Annotated in this window: 21 protein-coding genes and 2 riboswitches; of the genes, 6 read left to right on the plus strand and 15 right to left on the minus strand. The window is 36.0% G+C overall.

Translation table 11 applies throughout. The features are described from left to right. Window positions 1-112: 112 nt before the first annotated feature. The 4 genes from putP to ACFFIS_RS17330 all read right to left on the minus strand — a co-directional run bounded on the left by putP (window position 113) and on the right by ACFFIS_RS17330 (window position 5,936). Complete coding sequence (gene putP / locus ACFFIS_RS17315; protein ID WP_320379896.1) at window positions 113-1,615, minus strand: sodium/proline symporter PutP; 1,503 nt, start codon at window positions 1,613-1,615, stop codon at window positions 113-115. 436 nt (window positions 1,616-2,051) lie between these two features. After that, window positions 2,052-3,095 (minus strand): ribonucleotide-diphosphate reductase subunit beta, encoded by a 1,044-nt coding sequence (locus tag ACFFIS_RS17320; RefSeq protein WP_390188519.1) that lies wholly within the window; start codon window positions 3,093-3,095, stop codon window positions 2,052-2,054. Continuing rightward, entirely contained in the window at window positions 3,076-3,510 is a 435-nt protein-coding gene (locus ACFFIS_RS17325; RefSeq protein ID WP_320379897.1) for a flavodoxin, read from the minus strand. Before ACFFIS_RS17325 ends, ACFFIS_RS17320 begins: the two co-directional genes overlap by 20 nt. Window positions 3,511-3,671: 161 nt before the next feature. Further along, window positions 3,672-5,936: a ribonucleoside-diphosphate reductase subunit alpha gene (locus ACFFIS_RS17330; protein WP_390188520.1), complete on the minus strand. Its 2,265-nt coding sequence runs from the start codon at window positions 5,934-5,936 to the stop codon at window positions 3,672-3,674. A 102-nt stretch (window positions 5,937-6,038) separates the two neighbouring features. Further along, window positions 6,039-6,235: riboswitch (cobalamin riboswitch) on the minus strand. Between the two features lie 143 nt (window positions 6,236-6,378). Further along, a riboswitch (cobalamin riboswitch) is annotated at window positions 6,379-6,570 on the plus strand. Between the two features lie 132 nt (window positions 6,571-6,702). Between ACFFIS_RS17330 and ACFFIS_RS17335 the strand changes: the two genes are divergently transcribed. Further along, window positions 6,703-7,191 (plus strand): acyl-CoA thioesterase, encoded by a 489-nt coding sequence (locus tag ACFFIS_RS17335; protein WP_320379898.1) that lies wholly within the window; start codon window positions 6,703-6,705, stop codon window positions 7,189-7,191. Between the two features lie 284 nt (window positions 7,192-7,475). Continuing rightward, on the plus strand, window positions 7,476-8,339 hold the full coding sequence (locus ACFFIS_RS17340) for a Cof-type HAD-IIB family hydrolase (protein ID WP_320379899.1): 864 nt from the start codon (window positions 7,476-7,478) through the stop codon (window positions 8,337-8,339). Between the two features lie 90 nt (window positions 8,340-8,429). Here the strand turns inward: ACFFIS_RS17340 and ACFFIS_RS17345 are convergent, their stop codons facing one another. Both ACFFIS_RS17345 and ACFFIS_RS17350 read right to left on the minus strand, forming a co-directional pair. After that, on the minus strand, window positions 8,430-8,645 hold the full coding sequence (locus ACFFIS_RS17345; protein ID WP_390188521.1) for a DUF4083 family protein: 216 nt from the start codon (window positions 8,643-8,645) through the stop codon (window positions 8,430-8,432). Beyond that, window positions 8,646-10,019: a leucyl aminopeptidase family protein gene (locus ACFFIS_RS17350; protein ID WP_390188522.1), complete on the minus strand. Its 1,374-nt coding sequence runs from the start codon at window positions 10,017-10,019 to the stop codon at window positions 8,646-8,648. It lies immediately after the preceding gene. A gap of 283 nt (window positions 10,020-10,302) precedes the next feature. Between ACFFIS_RS17350 and ACFFIS_RS17355 the strand changes: the two genes are divergently transcribed. Beyond that, window positions 10,303-11,049 carry a DUF2935 domain-containing protein gene (locus ACFFIS_RS17355; protein ID WP_320379902.1) on the plus strand — a complete coding sequence of 249 codons (747 nt, stop codon included), beginning with the start codon at window positions 10,303-10,305 and terminating at the stop codon, window positions 11,047-11,049. 58 nt (window positions 11,050-11,107) lie between these two features. On the opposite strand, the gene ACFFIS_RS17360 is transcribed toward ACFFIS_RS17355, so the two are convergent. Together ACFFIS_RS17360 and cyoE are read right to left on the minus strand one after the other, a co-directional pair. Next, entirely contained in the window at window positions 11,108-11,767 is a 660-nt protein-coding gene (locus ACFFIS_RS17360; RefSeq protein WP_390188523.1) for an HAD family hydrolase, read from the minus strand. 201 nt (window positions 11,768-11,968) lie between these two features. Beyond that, window positions 11,969-12,904, minus strand: coding sequence for a heme o synthase (cyoE, locus tag ACFFIS_RS17365; RefSeq protein WP_390188525.1), 936 nt, complete (start codon window positions 12,902-12,904; stop codon window positions 11,969-11,971). A 291-nt stretch (window positions 12,905-13,195) separates the two neighbouring features. Between cyoE and ACFFIS_RS17370 the strand changes: the two genes are divergently transcribed. Beyond that, a complete protein-coding gene (locus tag ACFFIS_RS17370) occupies window positions 13,196-13,648 on the plus strand; it encodes an SRPBCC family protein (RefSeq protein ID WP_320379904.1) in 453 nt (150 codons plus the stop codon). Window positions 13,649-13,800: 152 nt separating this feature from the next. On the opposite strand, the gene ACFFIS_RS17375 is transcribed toward ACFFIS_RS17370, so the two are convergent. Further along, window positions 13,801-14,172 carry an ASCH domain-containing protein gene (locus tag ACFFIS_RS17375; protein ID WP_320379905.1) on the minus strand — a complete coding sequence of 124 codons (372 nt, stop codon included), beginning with the start codon at window positions 14,170-14,172 and terminating at the stop codon, window positions 13,801-13,803. 243 nt (window positions 14,173-14,415) lie between these two features. On the opposite strand from ACFFIS_RS17375, the gene ACFFIS_RS17380 reads away from it, so the two are divergent. Beyond that, on the plus strand, window positions 14,416-14,664 hold the full coding sequence (locus tag ACFFIS_RS17380) for a hypothetical protein (RefSeq protein ID WP_320379906.1): 249 nt from the start codon (window positions 14,416-14,418) through the stop codon (window positions 14,662-14,664). A gap of 56 nt (window positions 14,665-14,720) precedes the next feature. Here ACFFIS_RS17380 and ACFFIS_RS17385 read toward each other — a convergent pair whose 3' ends face one another. Continuing rightward, window positions 14,721-14,993: a YciI family protein gene (locus ACFFIS_RS17385; RefSeq protein WP_320379907.1), complete on the minus strand. Its 273-nt coding sequence runs from the start codon at window positions 14,991-14,993 to the stop codon at window positions 14,721-14,723. Between the two features lie 84 nt (window positions 14,994-15,077). Then, on the minus strand, window positions 15,078-15,287 hold the full coding sequence (locus ACFFIS_RS17390) for a hypothetical protein (RefSeq protein ID WP_390188527.1): 210 nt from the start codon (window positions 15,285-15,287) through the stop codon (window positions 15,078-15,080). Between the two features lie 327 nt (window positions 15,288-15,614). On the opposite strand from ACFFIS_RS17390, the gene ACFFIS_RS17395 reads away from it, so the two are divergent. Next, the gene (locus ACFFIS_RS17395; RefSeq protein WP_390188528.1) at window positions 15,615-16,598 is read left to right on the plus strand and encodes a proline dehydrogenase family protein; all 984 of its coding nucleotides are present in this window, start codon (window positions 15,615-15,617) and stop codon (window positions 16,596-16,598) included. A gap of 294 nt (window positions 16,599-16,892) precedes the next feature. Here the strand turns inward: ACFFIS_RS17395 and ACFFIS_RS17400 are convergent, their stop codons facing one another. The 4 genes from ACFFIS_RS17400 to ACFFIS_RS17415 form a co-directional block, all read right to left on the minus strand. Then, on the minus strand, window positions 16,893-18,170 hold the full coding sequence (locus tag ACFFIS_RS17400; RefSeq protein WP_390188529.1) for an Nramp family divalent metal transporter: 1,278 nt from the start codon (window positions 18,168-18,170) through the stop codon (window positions 16,893-16,895). 278 nt (window positions 18,171-18,448) lie between these two features. Next, the gene (locus ACFFIS_RS17405; RefSeq protein WP_390188531.1) at window positions 18,449-19,153 is read right to left on the minus strand and encodes a DUF1028 domain-containing protein; all 705 of its coding nucleotides are present in this window, start codon (window positions 19,151-19,153) and stop codon (window positions 18,449-18,451) included. Between the two features lie 240 nt (window positions 19,154-19,393). Then, entirely contained in the window at window positions 19,394-20,737 is a 1,344-nt protein-coding gene (locus ACFFIS_RS17410) for an MATE family efflux transporter (RefSeq protein ID WP_390188532.1), read from the minus strand. A gap of 139 nt (window positions 20,738-20,876) precedes the next feature. Next, window positions 20,877-21,794 carry an LCP family glycopolymer transferase gene (locus tag ACFFIS_RS17415; protein WP_320379912.1) on the minus strand — a complete coding sequence of 306 codons (918 nt, stop codon included), beginning with the start codon at window positions 21,792-21,794 and terminating at the stop codon, window positions 20,877-20,879. Window positions 21,795-21,806: the final 12 nt, after the last annotated feature.

A 21,806-nucleotide genomic window follows, 5' to 3' on the forward strand; every position in this document is an offset into this window, starting at 1 on the left:
TCCTCTTCCTTTCTAAATTGTGTTTTGTTTCCATACGAATTGCATAAAATTGTAGTTGGCAACTATTTACTTTCCAAAAAGCATACATTGTGGATCATTTTTTTGGTCTTGATTACCCCACTTTTTCTACCACTCTATCATACTCCTCGAGCATTTTCTCAGACGGTCCTTTTCCAGTTAAACTAAACAATACGATTGCAATACTAGATAATAAAAATCCAGGCACCATTTCATATAGTTCCGAATTCGTTAACGGCCATAAGAAAATGGTGACACCTCCAACAATAATTCCTGCCAATATGCCATTCCGGGTTGTTCTTCTCCAAAACAATGAAAACAATATCGCTGGTCCAAAGGTTGCACCAAACCCTGCCCAAGCATAAGAAACCAAATCTAACACAGAGCTTGATTCATTCCACGCTAGTGCTAAAGCGATGAGGGCAATAAGTAATACGGAAAATCTTCCAATCCAAACAAGCTCTCGCTCACTTGCTTTCTTTCTAAAATATCGTCGATAAAAATCTTCGGAAAGAGCACTAGATGATACTAGTAATTGTGAATCTACTGTACTCATAATTGCAGCTAACACAGCGGCTAAAAGAATTCCCGCAATCCAAGGGTTATACGCTATTTGTACGAGCTGTATAAAAACTTGTTCGGAATCCGCTAACGGTTCCTGTATTGTCACAATCCCAATCATTCCAACGATAAGTGCACCATACAATGGAACGACCAATCCGAGTGTTACACTGATGAGTCTTGCTTTTCGCACCGCTTTATGTGTGCGGATGGCCATAAAACGAGCCAGTATATGTGGTTGCCCAAAATATCCTAATCCCCAAGCTAAAGCAGACACAATTCCTACAAAACCTATTGGACCAGCAGCTTGCCATAGTACACCACTTGGTTCGTCATATGTCGTATCGGCGAATGCATCAATTAAACTAGGGCTAATTGAACCAAGCTTGTGAAACAATTCCCCAAAACCACCAATACTAATCAATCCGTAAATAGCTGTAAAAGCAAGCGCAACTGTCATAAGCAATCCTTGAACTAAATCCGTATAACTAACAGCAAGAAATCCACCTAAAAATGTATACGTCACAATGATGAGTGCCCCGATTATAAGCGATGTATGATAACTAATGTCAAATGTGCCTTGAAATAATTTTGCCCCAGCAACTAAACCGGAAGCTGTGTAAAATAAGAAAAACGCAAGTATAAAAACAGCAGAAATCACACGGAGTAAATGGGATTTGTCACGATAACGATTTTCAAAAAACTCAGGAAGTGTAATCGAATCTTTCGCAAACTCCGTATATACACGCAATCTCTTTGCAACATATTGCCAATTAATAACTGCCCCAATCGCAAGACCAATCGCAATCCACAGACTCCAAGTGCCTAGTCCCGCTGCATATGCTGCCCCAGGTAATCCAATTAATAGCCAACCACTAAAGTCACTAGCAGATGCAGAAAAGGCTGTCACCCAACTGTTTAACTTTCTACCACCCAATACATAATCCGATAACGTGTTTGTCATACGATACGTTACAAATCCAATTACGATCATAACAAAAAGATAGATTGTAAAAGTGATAAAAGTTGGGCTCATCCGTCATCCCTTCCTTCAGTAAAAAAGGTTATCGTTACCCAAACTGCTAACAATGGCATTGGAATAAAAAACCAAAAAAAGCTCCACCCCGACAGTGCATATTCCAAAATTGCAACCTCCTTATGGTTTCATTTAAATCTGTGCTTTCTTAAGAGAATTTTCTATTAGTCTATTCCCCTTCTTTTTCTAATATGAAAGAAATAATCGGATCCATATAAAGGAGAACCTTCATGAATAGTGGAAAATCAAATGCTGTTCTCATCCATCCATAACGTTATGCTGCACGACTAGCGGAACTTCAACATGTATCTTCAACACATTTGACTCTTTCTTCAACATGCATAGCATCAACTTCAACATAAGCCACATTTCTCCAACAAAACATAAAACCGCCCCCAATATTCCTTCAAATATTGGGGGCGGTTCTTATTTAAAATTACAAATCGTCAAAGCCGTTTAAATCACTCGTTTTTGTATATTGGCGTGATTTTTGTTCAAAAAAGTCCGTTTTTGTTCCATCAAAATTATCGACGTAAGCATGAATCCATTTCATTGGGTTTTGCACATGTTCTGGATAAATTTCTTGTAATCCCAACATCCGCAACATTTTATTCGCACGATATTTGATATATCCTTCCATTTCTACAAAGTCTATTCCAGCAACATCTGCCAACACATAATGAGACCATTCCGTTTCTAATGCTACAGACTCTTTAAAATGATCGTACACCCAGTTGGTTAGTTTCTCGTTATTTTGTTCTGGATGTTCCGCCAAAGTTGCTCGAAATAGTTCACTAATGAATCGTCCATGTTCTAATTCATCACGATTAATATAACTTACCATTGTCGATGTACCTACCATTTTATTATGTCGTGCCAAATGATAGAAAAAGGCAAATCCTGAGTAGAAAAACATTCCTTCTAATAATGCAGTATAAACCATTGTTTTTAAAATATTTTCTATGGTAGGCTCTTCTACAAATCCATTATATTGTTCCATAATATGTTGATTTCTTTTCAATAGGACTGGATCTTTTCTGCCGAGTTCAAATGCTTCATTTTGTTCATCAAGTGAAACAACAGATGACAACACATAAGAATAACTTTCATTATGAACCGCTTCTTGCTGTGCAATAACTGCCATAATCGATTGAACAGACGGATCTGATGCATACAACGAAATTAGCAAGGCAATACGCGTTTGTGGTGCATCTAGTGTAGATAGTAACCCGATAATTTTTAAATAAGCATCCTTCTCCGCTTTAGTCAAAGTTGGGAATTGCTTAATATCACTCGACATATTCACTTCGTCAGCTTGCCAGTAATTACCCACAAGTCGTTTATACATTTTATACCAATGTGGATACGCGATATCATTCCAATTTAAAATACCACTTGATTTTCCTCCAAATAATCCAGTTGATTTATTTGGATTACGTGGTTCTAATGTTTTCGCTTTTTCAAGCAATAACTGGGACATTTTGTATGACTCCTTCCACCCATTTTTCAACATTTACTTCTTGTGATCCTCTTGGGGATTGTTCAATTTTCAAACCTTGCCATTTACTTTGATAAAAATGGCACAGTCGGTCAACTGCACAACAGTATAAATCATCTCCACCAAATTGTGTATCTCCAGTACCAAAAATAGCAACATTTTCAGGTTTATAACCAACCTCTAAAATAAAATCTTTTACTTCATCCGGAATCCGACCATATTCCCATGTAAACGTTCCTAAAAAGAGGAAATCATAACTTTCTGCGTGCACCGGCGGATCAATTCCTATCCGGTGCATATCGACTGTAAAACCAGCCGTTTCTAGCTTTTCAGCTATTAGGTTTGCTACTTCCTCTGTGTTTCCACTATAGGATAAGTAGGCAATGACTGCTTTCACGTTTCTCCCTCCTTGTAAGTATCTTTTTTCTAACTTTATTTACTATTGTCTATCCAAAGATCAGAGGTAGTGTCTCCGAAGTTTCTTACGGTCTGACAAATAAACGTTAAAGCTCCCTTTTTGATACGACTTCCATTTTCAAGTTTTTTAGACAAGCGCGATTAACTATGACACCATTCACATTCTTCCACGTCATTTGCTGTTGAACGAACATAATAAGTTGTCTTAAGTCCTTCTCGCCATGCTTGTACATGTAAATCTAACAGAACGGAGGCACGAATATTATAAGGTACGTAAAAGTTAAATGAGATACTTTGGTCAATATGTCGTTGACGTTTCGCATTTTGTTTAATCGACCAGCGCTGATCAACGATATATGCACTTTTTCGGTATACATCATATGTTTTCGGTGTTAATTCAGGTGCCGTAACTGGTATTTTAAAATCCTTTTTCTCTTCATAGTAAAACGGCTTAAATACTGGATCGATACTTGCAGTTGAACCAGCAATCATCGCCGTTGAAGAGTTAGGAGCAACTGCTAGTAAATAGCTATTACGAATACCGTTTTCTTGCACTTCATGTTTTAATGATTGCCATTTCGCATCTGTATAGTTCCTTTCATCGAAATAAGCGCCAGTTTCCCACTTACTTCCCGCGAATACTGGATATCTCCCTTTTTCCTTACTTAATGCCATACTTGCTTGAATTGCATAATAAGCGATTTGTTCATATAAGGAATCCGCATATGCTACCGCTTCTTCCGTTTCCCAGTGAATTCCCTTCTTTGCCAATAGATGATGCCACCCAAATGTTCCAAGGCCTATCGCACGATATTTTTGATTCGTTAACGTCGTTTGTAGGATAGGTAATGTATTTAAATCAATGACATTATCAAGCATTCTTACTTGAATGGTAATTAACCTTTCTAGTACATTTTCAGGAATTGCTCGTCCTAGATTAATCGAGCTCAAATTACAGACAACAAAGTCACCAGCGCGATACTTTTTCACTATCAATCCATCTACTACTTCTTCGGCGACAAGTTCTGTTGAAGATTGATTTTGAGTAATTTCTGTACAAAGATTAGAACAATAAATCATCCCTTCATGTTGATTCACATTACGACGATTTACCTCATCACGATAAAACATAAATGGTGTACCTGATTCTAATTGCGATTTCAAAATCCGCTTCATAATTGAAATTGCGGGAACGACACGCTTCGTTAACGCCTCATTTTCAATACAAGCTTCATACCGCTTTCGCCATTCGCCATTCCCCTTTTTTTCATCAAAAAAATCTTCCAATGAAAAGCCCATCACTTGTCTTACCTCATGCGGATCAAATAAATACCAATCCCCGCGATTTTCCACTTGTTCCATAAAATAATCCGGAATACAAACACCAGTAAAAATATCATGTGCTCGCAATCTATCATCACCGTTGTTGAGCTTCAAATCAAGGAATGGTTCAATATCGGTATGCCAAACATCAAGATAAACAGCAATGGCACCTTTTCGCGTTCCTAATTGATCCACACTAACTGCCGTATTATTGAGCTGTTTTATCCACGGAACAACACCACTTGACATTCCTTTAAAGCCCTTTATTGCACTTCCTCTCCCACGAACTTTTCCCATGTAAACACCGATACCACCACCGTTTTTTGATAGTTTTGCAATATCTGTATTACTATCATAAATAGATTGTAAACTATCATCGACAGTGTCAATGAAACAACTTGATAATTGCCCATGGGTTTTCCCCGCATTATTGAGTGTAGGCGTTGCAACTGTCATATATAAATTACTCAATGCCCAATAGGCTTCGATAACATAATCAAGTCGGTTTGTCTTTTCCTCATCTTGCATTAAATGCATTGCAATAATCATCCAACGTTCTTGTGGTAATTCATAAGGACTTTTATCATGATCTGTTGCTAGATAGCGTGTAGCTAATGTGTAGATAGCTAAATATGTAAAGAGGCGATCACGTTCTGGATTTATTTGCTTTGCTAAATAATCGATTTCCTCTTTATCGTATTTATTTAAAATACTTTCCGTGTAAATTCCTTTATCTGTTAACATTTTAATTAAATCATAAAATCCTGCATACGGTTTTTCTGGATCAAGTTTTCGATTCACTGTTGCTTTTGTATATAACTTTTCTAAATATAATTGCGCAGCTAAATAAGTCCAATCGGGCTCTGCTTCGTCTATATTTTCCAATGCTAGTGAGATACTCGTTTCTAATGCATCTTCGTAACTAACTTCTTCCTGTAGCACTCTATTAATCTTTTCCATATATGTAGTATAATCTAAAGCCAAATTCCTTTTTTCTTTTTCAATAAACCTTTCCAGGCTTTCTTTCGCAGTTAAAGTAACTTTTAAAGTCATCTCTTTCCGTCCTCCTTCATTTTCTCCCATAAAAAAACGCCCACCCTTCGAAAGTGTGCGAAAAACGACAGAAAAATCCTATAAAAATAGAATGAACCCCTATCGTTTCGTTTTCTTTCACCCCGAAGAAATGAAACTTTATGTAGATAGGCAGGTCTCCTGACTTGTGTATTATCCCTACTAAGGTCCTTCCCGTATGAATGCCTTTTGAGCATTTCATACAGTGGATTTCCTGTTTGTACACACATACAGTTGCGGGGGCAGTTCTGGACTTTGACCAGATTCCCATTTTAAGACATGGACTGTCACCATTTCTACAAACACAATATATAGTGATTTATTATGTATCTATTACAATATGTTGTATAGATAGGGTAACATAATCTATTTTAAAAATCAATCATTCATTCTAGAATTAATTCCACTTATCAAATTTTCTTGTACTCTGCTATACTAATAACTAAGATTTTAAAACTTCATAAGGCTTAATGGTGACTTGTTCAGATACAAGTTTAAAAGGGAAGTTTGGTTAAATTCCAACGCGGTCCCGCCACTGTATTGCTGAGAATCTTTGGTTCATACCACTATTTCAATCTGAAATGGGAAGGTTCAAAGAGTTTCGATGAAGCAAAGCCAGGAGACCTGCCATTAAGAAGAACATTTTATCCTACGGGAGATAGGAAGGTGTTGCGCATTCGGCACATTTCATTATTTAAGATGAAATATATTTTTTGTAGATTACGCATACAAGAACCTTCTTATGACAAGAAGGTTTTTTATTTAGGAGGATACGACATTGGATAAAATTGCAATTACAGATACAAAAACAGTCCAAACACGCCTTGTCTTACCACCAGATACAAATCATCTTGATACGATTTTTGGTGGTAAAGTTTTAGCTTATATTGATGAAATAGCCGCACTAACAGCAATGAAGCATACACAATGTGCAGTAGTTACAGCTTCTATAGACTCGGTTGACTTTTTATCATCAGCAAAAGTTGGTGATGCATTAACATTAGAAGCATACGTCACGTACACAGGCACTAGTTCAATGGAAGTGTACGTAAAAGTAACCGCACACGATTTAATTAAACATATTGAAACACTAACAACTGAATCTTTTTTAACGATGGTTGCAGTAGATGAAAATGGTAGACCAACACCTGTGCCAAAAGTTTATCCGGTAACGGAAACGGAGAAACAACTGCATGAATCCGCACCATTAAGAAAAAAACATCGTGAAAAGCGGGTAGCCTTTAACCCAAAGAAACCGCAAACTTAATCATAATAGAATATGGAAAAAATGGAGTATATCGCTAAAGAAACCACTCTCTTTTTAAGGTACTATCCATGACACGTGAGGCAATACATGTTACTGTTAAATAGGACATAAAGTGAGACTTTCATCAGTGGATTTCTTAACATTTTCCTACTGATTAGTAGTTGAACAAATCAGGCATATACTGGCTGTCGATCTTCCACTTGATATTCTTTCATTCTAGCATTCTTGAGGTTGGGTCTTACAGTCAGTTGAGCCTTTGATAAAAAAATGACTGGAGAGATTACATGAGACTCATTGCTACCGACATGGATGGTACGTTATTAAATGAAATAGGAGAAGTAAGCAAAGAAAATGCTGCAGCAATAACCCGTGCATTAGAACAAGGTATTGAAGTTGTTGTAGCTACGGGAAGAGCATATGAATCTGCTATTCGGCCTCTACAACATGCAAACTTACAATTACCTATCATCTCCTTAAATGGAGCAATCTCATATACAGAAGACAAACAAGTAGTAAGTGAATATCCACTCACAGCTGAACATGCCAAAATCATTCTACAAAGTTGTCAGCGTCATCAAGTATATTATGAAATGTTTACGAATAAAGGCCTGTTAGCTACAAATGGGGATGACTTCATTCAAATTATGCTCGAATATATGCAGGCTACGAATCATGAAGTTGACTCAGCTGATATTGAAGCAAAAGTACGCCAACGATTTGTAGATGAAAACGTAACATTTACAAGTGACTTTGATCAAATCGTTCATGATTCTAAAATAGAGATTTTTAAAATCCTCGTCTTTACGAACGATCAAAGTAAAATCAATCAAATAAAAGCCGAATTAGGGGATACACCGATAGCCATTACAGCCTCTTCGTCGATTAGCTTAGAATTTAATGATACAAAAGCACAAAAAGGAATTGCACTACAACAATTTGCTACGAGTAAGGGAATAGATATGCGTGATGTCATGGCATTGGGGGATCATTTAAATGATTTATCGATGTTAAAAATGGCAGGACGTGGTGTTGCAATGGGGAACGCTACTGAAGAAATTAAACAAATTTGTAAACACATCACAAAAACAAACGCAGAACACGGAGTTGCTGTTGCAATAGAAGAAATACTTCGTACCCAAGTAATATAGAAAACAACGAGACCGGAACATAAGGGTCTGACCCCCTCAAAAGTTTAGCGCTTCATACCGCATGTAGTAATTGAGGGGGCTGACACTTGTTTAGTTCCAGCCCGTTGTTTTATTTTTCATCGTCAGTTTTTCAAGTAGCGTAATCACGCGGTCAAGCTTTGCTTCAATCTTTTGTTCACGATCATTCTTTTCTCTCATATTTTTCATTACGGAGCGAATCATCACAAAAAGTGCCGTAAAGAATAAAACGATAAGTAACAAAAAAACTAATTGTATGATCATATCACCAAAACGAAACATGTGCATTTACTTTGACACGCGTTCTGTAAAATCAGCTAGTAATCTTGCACCAAATCCTGTTGCAGAATGACCATAATAACCCTTCTCACGACTCATCATCACTCCAGCCATATCTACGTGTAACCATTTGGCTGATTCTGGAACGAAATGGCGTAAAAATAACGCAGCTGTAATGGAACCAGCTTCTCCTTTTGAGCTAATATTACTAAAGTCAGCATAATCACTATTTAAATAGCTTTCATAGTCATCTACAAGAGGCATCGGCCAGACAAAATCACCATTTTCATCGCCAATTTTCTTCATTTCCAGTTGCAATGCTTCATCACCAAACACTCCTCCAAGTCGTGAGCCAAGTGCATTAGCAATTGCCCCTGTAAGCGTTGCAATATCAACAACATATTCAGCACCTAATTCGCCTGCACGAATAAGTCCATCTGCTAAAATGAGACGACCTTCTGCATCGGTATTACCAATTTGTACTGTTTTGCCGTTTTTATATTGAATGACCTCGCCTGGTAATACAGATTCTTGATCAGGAATATTTTCAGCCATTGGAATAAGTGCAACAACATTTACAGGTGCATTTGATTCCGCCAATAATTTCATTGCTCCTGCGACTGCAGCAGCGCCACCCATGTCCATACGCATGCTACTTAGATCTCTGCTTCCTTTTAAACTAATTCCACCCGTATCAAAAGTGACACCTTTACCGACGAGCGCAACTAATGGCTTCGTATCATCGCCACAATAAGCTAGTTCTACAAATGATGGATCATATTTACTTCCTTGGCCAACTTTTAATAATCCGTGCATCTCACGTTTTTCTAGTTCTGCTTTATCAAATACTGTGACACCTATTCCCGTGTTTGCGTATTCTTCTTGAAGTCGATCGGGAAATGTTTGCGGATTTAATACATTCGATAGCTCATTCATTAAATCTCTCGAAAATGCCGTTGCCTCTGCACGTAATTTTCCTTTTGCTACAAAGTCAGCTACATGGTGATTATCTTCCATCACTAGTTCTGTTTTCTCTGATAACGGATTCTTTGATTTATATGTAGCAAATGAATAAGTACCAAGATGCCATCCTTCAGTAAATGCGGTTATTAACACTGCTTTATCAACAAGTGGAAAAGTCTCTGTTAATGTTTCAACTGCTACTATTGCCTGCTTTATCTCCCGTTTACTAACATCTCTTGCAATAGCACCCGCAACCATTCTTACTTTTTCAGCAGTCTGCTTTTTCTCAGAAACTTCTTTTAAAACGACATATAATTGATCAGATAATAATGTAACCACATAATCTCCACTGCTCTTTTTCACATATTGTTTTTGCTCTTCTTTTTCTAAGTTATTGAAATTAATAATAGATATTTTCATTCCTATTCCCCCTTCAAACTTTTACTACTATTCTATATTAATTCGCCACACGAAGTGAAATTCCTGCTTTTTTTACAAATGTTTTTTAAGTTCGACAATGTTTGTTGCCTGCATGCTACAATGATAACTTCCGAATTGCTCTATCCTTCATTTTTATGTACACATATATGATGGTATTCAAAAAGAATATATAAATGACCGTTCCATGTACATAGGACAACTTCATCGTGAATAAAATAAATTGATGGGCTGAAGAAAGGAGTGAAAAGATATATCGAACTATTTGCATCAAGCCATGTTTGAACATACATTTTGGTTGCAAGTATTTCGTGATCATGCAACTTTCATCCATGATTCCTTTACACCATCTCATAAAAAAGATACTGCAATTGCTAAATATTTTATAGATGTATTCACAGACCTCCTACATGAAGTGGAGTTATTACATTCATCCAATGCGATTTCATTTGCGAAAGAGGCGGAAGACATAACTAGTGATTTAAAGCGTTATAAATTATCTATTATAAAAAGACAATTAAACGGCGAGCTCACTTTTCATTTAACCCCTACATTTGTGAATCATATGACTTACGAACTGGAAGAGTATGAACACCTTCTACGTTACTTAAAAAATGGTGAAACACCACCAGCTTTTCATGAGCTCCATCATCATTTACTTTGGCTTCGTATTTCAGCAACGCATGCCAAGATGATAAACGAATGCTTAGATCATGTAGAAGTAAAGCTAAAAGAGCAATGTGAACAGTATCGAAAAATTTTTGAACACTTCTATTTAAGAGCTGTTGAATTAAATGGTTATCTTAGAATAAATATGGAAACTTTCCCTGCTTTAATAAAATTCAATCACGATGTAAAAGCAGAAATAAATGACTTTCAAAAACTTATTCTTGATATATTGACACGAAAGGAAGTTGAACATACGCCAGATAATTTTACCTTCCTACTGGCTAAACATATAGAACGTGAAGGACAATACTATATAAAGAAGATCTTTCAAACTGCAAACTAAATAATAGACATAAGGGGTCTGACCCCTTATGTCCCAGCGTCATTTTTGGCACAACCTTTTATTCAAAAATTGGCCATTGCCTTTTATCAGCAATTTCTTTCATATCTGCCTTTGGATTAACAATAATAGGATGGTTAACAAATTGTAATAACGGAATATCACTTTTACTATCTGCATATGCCCAAACTTCTACTTGATCATCTTTTGCATGTTCGTATAGCCATTGTTCCACACGCCTTAACTTTTCATTTCCATGAATGATTGGACCGGTCTCTCCTGTACAAATTCCATTTGGGTAAAACATTAATTCTGTCCCGATGATATGTACATCTAGATTAACTTTATGAACAAATGCCTGCAAAAATGGCTTCAATGCACCAGATAGCACAATAACAGCATGACCTTGTTGTTGATGTCGCTTTATTTCCTCAACTAGTTTATGGTTAATATCTGCTGCCCCTAATTCAACTAATTGCTCAAAAAAGATGTCCAATTGTTCAGCAGTTTTACCTTTAAACGTTTTTGCAAATCCTTTAAAAAACGCATGACGAAACGCGTCTTTTCCTCGCGTAACTCCGAGTGCACTAGCTTTTATAGTAGAACTTGCGACAGTTCCCCATTGCTTGTAATTAAACGCCTTTTGTCCTGCTTCAAACATGACATAAAATGAATTACCTTGAAATAATGTTCCATCAAAATCAACTGTTACAACACCCATCCGCCCTCATCCCCTTTAAAATCATTTTACAAACATTAAATTTAATACTACTTATCGTACCAAGTACAAGTTGCTACTGCAATGAATTCGTGCAATAAAACGATTGCAACATGTTTTGATACATATCGTAAGCCGGTTTTTCCCATAAAAAAAGAGATTGGAACAGGAGGGTCTGACCCCATTGTCCCAATCTCTAAATTTCTATACGATAGAAATAACGATCATTAAAAAGAAAAGAATTGTTAAATAGATTAATGATGAACGAAACATCATATTGGCCCACTTTACATCGTCTTGTAAATAAAATCCACTTATCGTAATTACAAGCCAGATTACATTTGCTGTTGTAGCGATGATAACAAAAGCAAGTCCTAGTGATGTCATGAAAAATGGGATTGGAAGTAATGCCAAAATCCAAACGAGCATTTGTCTTTTTGTTACAGCAAATCCAGCCACGACTGGTAGCATCGGTACGTTTGCAGCTTTATAATCATCATATCGCCGCATTGCTATCGCAAACGTATGTGGAATTTGCCAAACAAACAATAGAATGAATAACATAACCGGGATAATGTGGTAAGTAGACGTAACAGCACCCCAACCAATTAATGGTGTAACTGCGCCCGAAACACTACCAATTACCGTATTTAATGTATATTTACGTTTAGACCAAAATGTGTATAATACAACATACGTAAACCAGCCGATAAATGCATAAAATGCAGCTTCTAATGTTGTAAATAATATAAGTGCAAATCCAATTGTTGTAGTTGCAATTCCTAACCATAGAACCGTTTCTAACGAAAAATGTCCCGTAACAGTAGGACGATTTTCTGTGCGAACCATATGTCGATCTAAATCTACTTCATACCAATTATTAATAATAAGCGCACCAGCAATAATCAACGTACTCGCTAAAAGTATTAATAATATGTTACCCACATGTTCAGAAACATGACCACCAGTAAAATACAAAGCTAATAAATAGCCAGCCAGTACGGGCATCACATTTAATACTAAAACAATTGATTTTACAAGAGACTTTAAGTCACGTAGAACACTTGTTAATGTCATATTCTCTGTACTTGTTTGGATTGGAATCCCCTCTATTGTGGTTGTATCTTTTAATTTACTCATCACTTGCACCCCTTGTAAGTGTTCATGAATAGTCTTATAAATTTTGTACACTAAAATTAATTTTATCATGAATTCAAGTTTGTTTCTAGAAAAGATTGTTACAGGTTTAAGGACATTTTCCATTTCCCGGGCAATATTCGACAGATTACAAGTTAATCATTGACATCATTTGCATATTTTACAAGAAATAAACTGTTCATTTTTCACCCCTCCTCATTCTAATAATTTTATTGACACATATAATAGGATTTCAGGTAAAAAGATGGTTGTAAATTTAAAGGAGGTTTCTGAATGGCCTGTAGTCAACATGAGTTAGTTATCCAGGCACCAATTGAGGAAGTATGGGCGCTATTTAGTGATATGAATAGGTGGGCTCCGCTTATAACCGGTTACAAAAATCATCGTATAGTAAATGAGCAACAGTCAGCATGGACATTTAAAGGGGAAGTAGGTAAAGTGAAAAAAACAATTCACATTAAATTATTCATAAAGGAATGGAAAAAACCGCATCAAATCGCTTTTGAATTTAGTAATGACAAGTTAAAAGGGAACGGACATTTTAAAGCGACGAATAAGCAGAACGAAACAATCATCCTTACTTATTTGCAAATTGCAGGTAAAGGGATGCTTGGTCCTATCATAAATCCTATTTTAAAGTCCCTTTTGCCAAAGACATTAAAGGATTTAACAGAGGCGATTGCAAAAGAGGTTACCAAACGTCAGCCGGTCCAAGCGACTACATAAAGTGAAGTTTCCATGAGTGGTATTTCCCCTCGCGCACACGGAGTAGTTTGTTGAACGAATCAGACGTTTATAGGCTATTGACCCCTTCTTGTATGTTAGGGGCCGATAGCCTGTTATTACTGTAGTAAAGGAGCCAATTGCATGACGTTTCGTTAAATTAGCTTAAATTCATGTACCCAAACTTTTAATTTCGGATTCCAGTCCATTCCTCCATGAATTGCTGAAATAGCACGTTTATACGCAGCTAAGTCTTTATACCCTTCTTTTATAGCATCTGCATCTGTAACTTCTTTTAAAGATTGACGATAAACATGCGTTACTTCGAGTGTCACCCCTTGAAGTTCGAATGTATCACCAACATTTGCAAATTGATTACTACGTCTAACGGCCGTTTTTTCACCTTTTATTACTTTGGCAACATCATCTTGTCTCGTTACGAGTTGTTTGATTTCCTTCAGTTTAATCGGTTTATTTTCTGTACCATCTTTACCCATTTTTTCAATCCTTTCATATCTATTGATCATTTTAGATGCATCCAACTATTACCATTAACAAAATTTTTCGGTTATTACTAGCTAAACTACAAAAAGTTCGTTAGAATAAAAATAGGTATAAAGTAGTTCAATTGCATTATTTATTGGATGTAAATACCCATACTTTTGTAAATATGCTTATGTAATAGGAGATTTAACTTTTCATTTAAGTTATTGATACATCCTTTTGTATGTAAATCTTCATATTCGCTAAAAACTAAAGGAGTTTGAGATATGAAAAAGTTAAATGCTTGTGAAATAAAGTTCTTAAAAGATATCCTGCATCACAATGATGCGCTAATTGAAATGAATAATAAACGTTACTATCTTTCGTTAGTTGAAGAACCAGCCATTTCGGTTCAGAAAAAAGATATTTGCCAAGATGTTAAAGAAAAGTACTACCAACAAAGGAAGGATTTGCTTAGTGGCAAAGACTTTTCAATAGATGACATATTCGAAATGATGGAGCATGGTATCTTGTAAATAGTGTGCTCCTATATTTTTACTAACTATTTTTCCCACTAAATGGACGAGGTGCTTTATTCCCCTTTACCTACTTCCATTTTCCATTCTCGGATTTCATACTCTCTTGCCCCATTTATCACATAAGGATCAAGTTTTACAAGTTTTTCAGCTGTCGAAATATTATCTACTTGATAAACGACCAAGCCACCTGAACCGTCCATGAACGGACCTTTAGCAAAAACTGTCCCTTGTTTCATTTGCTCATCTAAAAATTGTAAATGATCTGCGCGGAATTGTTTATTTTTCTCTTCATCCTTCATTGTTAAAAACACCGCAAAATATTTCATCACTAGCCCTCCAAAATATAGTTATTATATTTCATAGTATCATGAATTACAATTCAATGTATGATAGAACCACCATCACATGCATCAGGCACTATCATGCTTTTTTTCTACAGCTAAAATATTCGCAACTGCAAATCTCCTTATTTTTTTTCGCCAATAGCAATATGCAATCAAGCTACTTTCATCACATTTCAACACACGAATAAATCGTTCGGTAACTTGCCCTGCTTGATTTATATAAAATATTTTAAGTACATTATGATTTTCTTCAGCTGCTTTGAGCAATCTTTTCATACAATCACACCGCCCCTATTAGAACATTTGTTCTTATTATAACATATTCTCCTACGGATACAATATTCATTTACTTTTTCGAAGTATACGCAATCTAATACGTTCTGATACCATTTTTTCTGACCCAAAATCTTATTATCAATATCCAGTGCCTACTTTCTCTTCTTTTTTTGACAAAATTCGATAATGAAACTATCTAAACAGTGACACTAACTGGTATAATTAATGATAAAGCCTATTCATTCCATTAGAAGATATCGGAAGAATACAACATGACTGTTGACGGCAATATATTGTTAATTTCAAGATGAAGTTGGGAGGATTAAAATGAGTTGGACAAAAGACTTTTTTATTTATCTTTCGCAGAACAATGTATTAAATAGCGGTGCAAAAAAATGGGGTCTTAAACTAGGGGCACAATCTGTCGTAGCCGGGACAAATCTTACGGAAATGATTGAAAGTGTAAAAGAATTAAATTCACATGGCATATCTTGTACAATAGATAACCTTGGCGAGTTTGTTTCTGAAAAGTCCGAGGCAACTGCTGCTAAAAAGGAAATTTTAAGTGTCATTGAAGCAATTCACGAACATCAAGTTGATGCTCATATCTCCTTAAAACCAACACAATTGGGACTTGGTATTGATTATCAATTTTGCTTAGATACATTAAGGGAAATTGTTGCAAAAGCACAGGAGTATAATATTTTCATTAATATTGATATGGAAGATTATAAGAACTTACAGCCTTCATTTGACCTTTTTGATGAGCTTTTAAAAGAGTATGATAATGTCGGAACAGTTATTCAAGCTTATTTCCATAATGCCGTAAAGAACATCGAAAAATATAAAGATCAACGACTACGTCTTGTAAAAGGTGCATATAAAGAATCAGAAGAAGTAGCCTATCAAGACAAAAAAGAAATCGATAACAATTTACTTAAATTAATCGAATATCATTTATTAAGCGGTAAATTTACATCAATTGCTACACATGATCATCGCATCATTCATCAGGTAAAAGAATTCGTAAAAGAGAATAATATATCTAAAGATAAATTCGAATTCCAAATGCTTTATGGCTTTAGAAAGGAAATGCAACTTGCATTAGCAAAAGAGGGATATAATTTCTGTACGTATGTACCATATGGTGATGACTGGTATGGCTACTTTATGCGCAGACTGGCCGAACGCCCACAAAACTTAACGCTTGTCGGAAAGCAAGTATTCAATAAGAAAACGAATACAGCAATCGCTGTTGCAGCTGGGGCATTTTTGCTAGGGCGATTAACAAAAGGTAAGAAGAAAAAATAAAGCGGAAGATGTTATTCTTTCAAACGAATCGTTCGCATATGAAAGAATAGCGTACATCAAGTATCTTGCATATCCTGCAATCAGCATGATTTTACAAAAAAGAGCTCCCTAGAGTTCTGATAGGTACTACACTCCAGAATAAGAGTTATACTTTAACTCCTGGGATGTAATACCAATCGGAAATAGAGGAGGCTCTTTTTTTGAACAAATTATAATCAAAGCCACTTAAATAAACTATCATTCTCCCACTTTGACTGATGTATATTTAAAAAGGAGGGAGAAAACTTGCTATTCTCAAATGACACCAAATAAATCCAAAAATACACGGACAGCCAATAATGTAACAAAGATTAAAATCCCACCATACACGATATTTTGCCGTGTATTATTCACAGCAGCGCCAAGAAATTCCTTTTTATTACAAAGTATGAGTACTAATCCAGCTACAAGTGGTAAAGCTAATCCATTTAATGATTGTGCTGTAATAATAATAGAAATAGGTACTTCACTAAACAGTAAGATGATGCCGATTGGTACGAGGCTCGCGACTATCATCACAGCACGGCTTCTTGGTGCTTTAAAATCTAATTCTTTTCCAATTGATTCGTTCATTAAGCGACACGCTAAAGAAATTTGATATAGTCCGGAAGAAAAGCCTGCCGCCCATAAACCTAATGAAAATAAGATACCTGCATATCTACCTAAAATAGGTGTTAGCTGCATGGCCATATCTGCAGCACTTTCGACTTCTATACCTGTTGGAAAGATAACTGTGCCCGCTGAAACTACAATCGCACCAGAAATAAATACAGTCGCAATCATATTAAATCGTAAATCAAACTTTGAAAGTTTAATTTCTCGTTTCACTACAATATTTTCCATCGTAGCATATCTTTCTTTTATAAACGTTGATAAACCAAGCACAATATTTGGTGGCATTGTCGTTGCAAGTAATGCTAAAATGAGCCAATAATTGCCACCCAACATTTGAAAAGAGAATCCCTCTTTCACAAGCTCACCAATATTCGGCCCAGAGAAGAAAGCTGTTAAAACAAAAGCTAATATCATTAAGGCAATCAGTACTTTATTAATATGTTCCAGTAATTTATAAACACCAATCCAAACAATTACTAATGCTGTAAGTGACATTGATGCCGCCCAAACAGTTAAGGATATATCTGGTACAAAATAATTTAAGGCTAATGCAGCTCCAGTAAAGTTTCCGGCTTGAAAGGCAATTGCTCCTATTAATACCGTCACGAAAAGAAATATAGCAACTGGTTTCCCAATATGGTCCCGAATACCATCCATAATAGATACCCGCTTATGTAACGTAATTCGTGTTGCAGGCTCTTGATAAAAATAAGCAAAAATACAAGCTAAAACAACAATCCACAATGCTTGATAACCATAACTTGATCCGACAACCGACATCGTCGTAATTGTACCTGGCCCAATAATACCCGCTATAACAATGACAGCTGGGCCAAGTGCTTTTACGCGGTCTCCTATTGTTATTTTATGTGAATTTGGTATGTCCAAACTAATATCCTGTTGTTCTTTCAATTGCATAAGCACCCTCCTTTTTGACAATAGTTTTGATTATAACGGAGGATGTACAATGCGTAAAGCAGTAAAATTACGCTTAAAGTAGAAAATTTACGGTAGTTTTCTATGTTTACATAGGATAATTCTTAAAAACCAAACATTTATAAGCGAATACGAGCAAATAGTCCTAAATTGCCTACTTGCAATTTATTTAGATTTTTGTATTATACATAAAAAAGATATCTACTATGAAAATATAGATATCTTTTCTCATTTACTACTAGCGTTTTCATGTTATTTTATTAATCTACATCAAGCTTTAATTCCCTTTTCGTAACATCATCTAATCGCCCAGTAGGATGTTGATATGTTGGTAGTGATGATACAAAAGGAAATAATTCCTCTCTTGCGATTTCGTATATTCTGCGCAACTCTTTGACTGGATCAACGTGTTCATCGACTCGTAAATCTACTAGCGGATATGCTTCGGTTCCAACTACTTTTAATGCTGCAGATTGTCTGCCACGGCGGTCACCACCAGCTTTTTGCCCCGCTTCTAACGCTTGTAAAAGACGCGCTGCTAATGACATATCGCTCTGTTCTGTCTGCTCAAAGACTTCTAACATGTGCTGAATTGTCGCTTCTCCCACAAGCAAATTACCTGCAACAGCTACATGGTCACCAACAAGGTGTCCATGCCAATCTAAACATTTCTCACCTGTATACGCTACAGCTTTACCGGTCTTATCAACAATACTAAATTGGCGAATTTCGGGGATTTTCTCCTCTTGTAAAATCTTTTCCAATGTCTGCTCAGCTGATAGCCCCTCTTTTAAATATTTCAAACCGTGAATACCAATGTACGGATTAACATAAGACTGTGATGCAATTGCTCCAACTCCTGCTTCTACATATGGACATAAGCTGCCGACTGCTGGTACTTTGGTTGAGACTGCTATACCGAATTGCCCTGTTTGTCTACATCTTGCCGTAATTGAAAATGTCATTTCCATTCCCCTTTTCTTATTTATGATAAGTTGCCATCTAAAAGATAGCCCCCTTTACACAATAGAACCAAACTGTCTCGTAACGTGCCTGTTAATTTACTTATATTTATTGAAGATACTGCTGATTCCCCCGCTTCGGCAGAATGCTTCGCTTTCCGGAGCGATATTAGTAAGGCAAGAAGTTTTCACTATTGAACAGTTTGGGGCAATTGTGACTGTGAGAGAACACAAAAGTCTATTTTATAGATTCCGCAGTTTTAAACCACGATCCATAACTCCTGTTCTGCCAAAGATTATTAATACAACTGCAACTATTGCCTCTGCAATTGGCAAGGCTAACCAAATGCCTGTAATCCCAAAATAATACGGCAATATGAGTAACATACCAATTAACAAAATATATCCGCGGAATACTGTGATTCCAATGGAAGGTCTTACGTAACCAATAGATTGAAAATAGGTCATATAAATAAAGTTTATCCCCATAAATAAATAACCTAGGAAAAACAGCTTGATCCCTTTTGTTGCCAATGCCGTAATTTCCGTAGAATCGACTCCAAATATCGCAACTAAATAATCCGCACCAAACCAGCCAATTAAAATAAATAGTATGCCTAGTCCCAAACCAGTTACTTCCGCAATTTTTACTGTTTCCTTAATTTGTTTAAATTTCTTTGCACCATAATAAAAGCTAATCATCGGCTGAATACTTGAGCCAATTCCGATGAATGCAAGAAACATAAATGTATGTAAATAATTAATCACTGAAAATGCTGCAAGTCCATTCGTACCGACATAATATGCCATTGCGATATTATAGCCCATCACAAAAATACCCATGCCTACTTCCGACAAAAAGCTTGGGAAGCCAATAAACGAAATCCTTTTTATCTCTTGTGGTGACCAAGTAAATTTTATAAATCTTAAGTTTGTATTTTTTCGAAATAACTGCAAGCATAAAATTAGTAATCCGATTAACGTTGCAAGTACTGTCGCTAACGCAGCCCCTGTTACTTTTAAATCTAATATAAAAATAAACCAATAATTGAGCATAATATTCATGATTGCGGATGCAACTAACCCAACCATTGCTAGCGTCGGTGCCCCATCATTACGAACAAAAATACTAATTGTACTTTCTAAAGCAATAATAATCGAAAAGCCAAGTAAAACTATCATATAATCTTCTACATAACCGAATGTTTCTGAATTTGCACCAAATATATATGCGAGTCTTTCCAAATTTAAATAACATATGAAACTAATAATCAAAGTAATAGCGGTAACGATTACAATAGATATGGTGAACAGCTTGTGGGCACGTTTCTGATTTCCTTCCCCTAATGCCATGGCGTACATTGTTCCACCGCCAACACCAATCAACAGTGCAATAGATATAATGATTGAAAACACAGGAACTGCAATATTTACACTTGCTAAAGCTACTGCACCAACACCATTTCCAACAAAAATCCCATCAATTACAATATTAATAGACATCAGCATCATGCCAAAAAGTGTTGGGATAAAATATTGAAAAAAGCTTCTTAAAGCAGACTGTGTATGTAACCTACTATTTTCCATTCCTATATCTCCAATCATTATAAAGTAATAAACAACCTATTAACCTACCCTATCACGATATAGTTAACAGCGTAAACCGATAATCTCCATTTGTATAAAAGCACCGTCATCCTAAGATAACGGTGCTTTCCAATATAGTCTATGATTTTATTTCTGCTATCATCCCATGAACTTTTTCCACTTCTTCATCTGGAATAATTAAATAGTAAATACCATTTATCTTCGTCCCTGTTCCCTGTAACATGTAATTATCTACGTTATGTCTAGTGCTGCGATAGTTGTTGAATAGATCTTTCATATCATCAAAATCCATACTTGTCGCCATATTTTTACCTAAAATTTTAATTGTGCTATTAATCTTTGGAATAGAGCCTACAGAAGCTCCACGATTTATAATCGCCTCGATAACTTGTCTCTGACGTTTTGTACGGCCAAAATCACCTGCTGGGTCTTGCTTCCGCATGCGTACAAAACTTAATGTTTTATCCCCATCCATGGCAAGTGGCCCTTTTGTAAATTCGTATTTTCCATCGGTCCATTCAATTTCATTATCAACCGTAATGTTCCCTAATTCATCCACAAGTTCCTTTAAACCTTCCATGTTTAAATTTACGTAGTAGTCAAGTTCGATATCTAAGAAGTTTTCCACCGTAGCTACGGCCATATCGCTACCACCAAATGCGTATGCGTGATTAATTTTATCTTCCTTACCTTTACCAACAATCAATGTGCGTGTATCACGTGGAATACTTATAATTTGCATGCGATCGTTCTTAGGATCAAGCGACATGACCATTAGCGCATCCGAACGTCCTCTTTCACCTGGTCGTGCATCAATTCCAAGTAATAATACATTGATAGGTTTCGATGCTTTCACTTTTTTCTTTGCAAGATCCGTATCTATCGAATTAACAGGCTCATGCATTTTTTCGTTTACCGTTTTCTTTGCATTATGATAAATAGAATATCCATAACCACCTATACCTAATACAATGACTAATATAACTACTAAACTAATCTTCCACCAGCTTCGTTTCTTTTTTGAACCTTTTCCCACTAGCTCATACCT

The sequence above is a fragment of the Paracerasibacillus soli genome (assembly GCF_042432965.1).
GTDB lineage: Bacteria > Bacillota > Bacilli > Bacillales > Amphibacillaceae > Paracerasibacillus > Paracerasibacillus soli.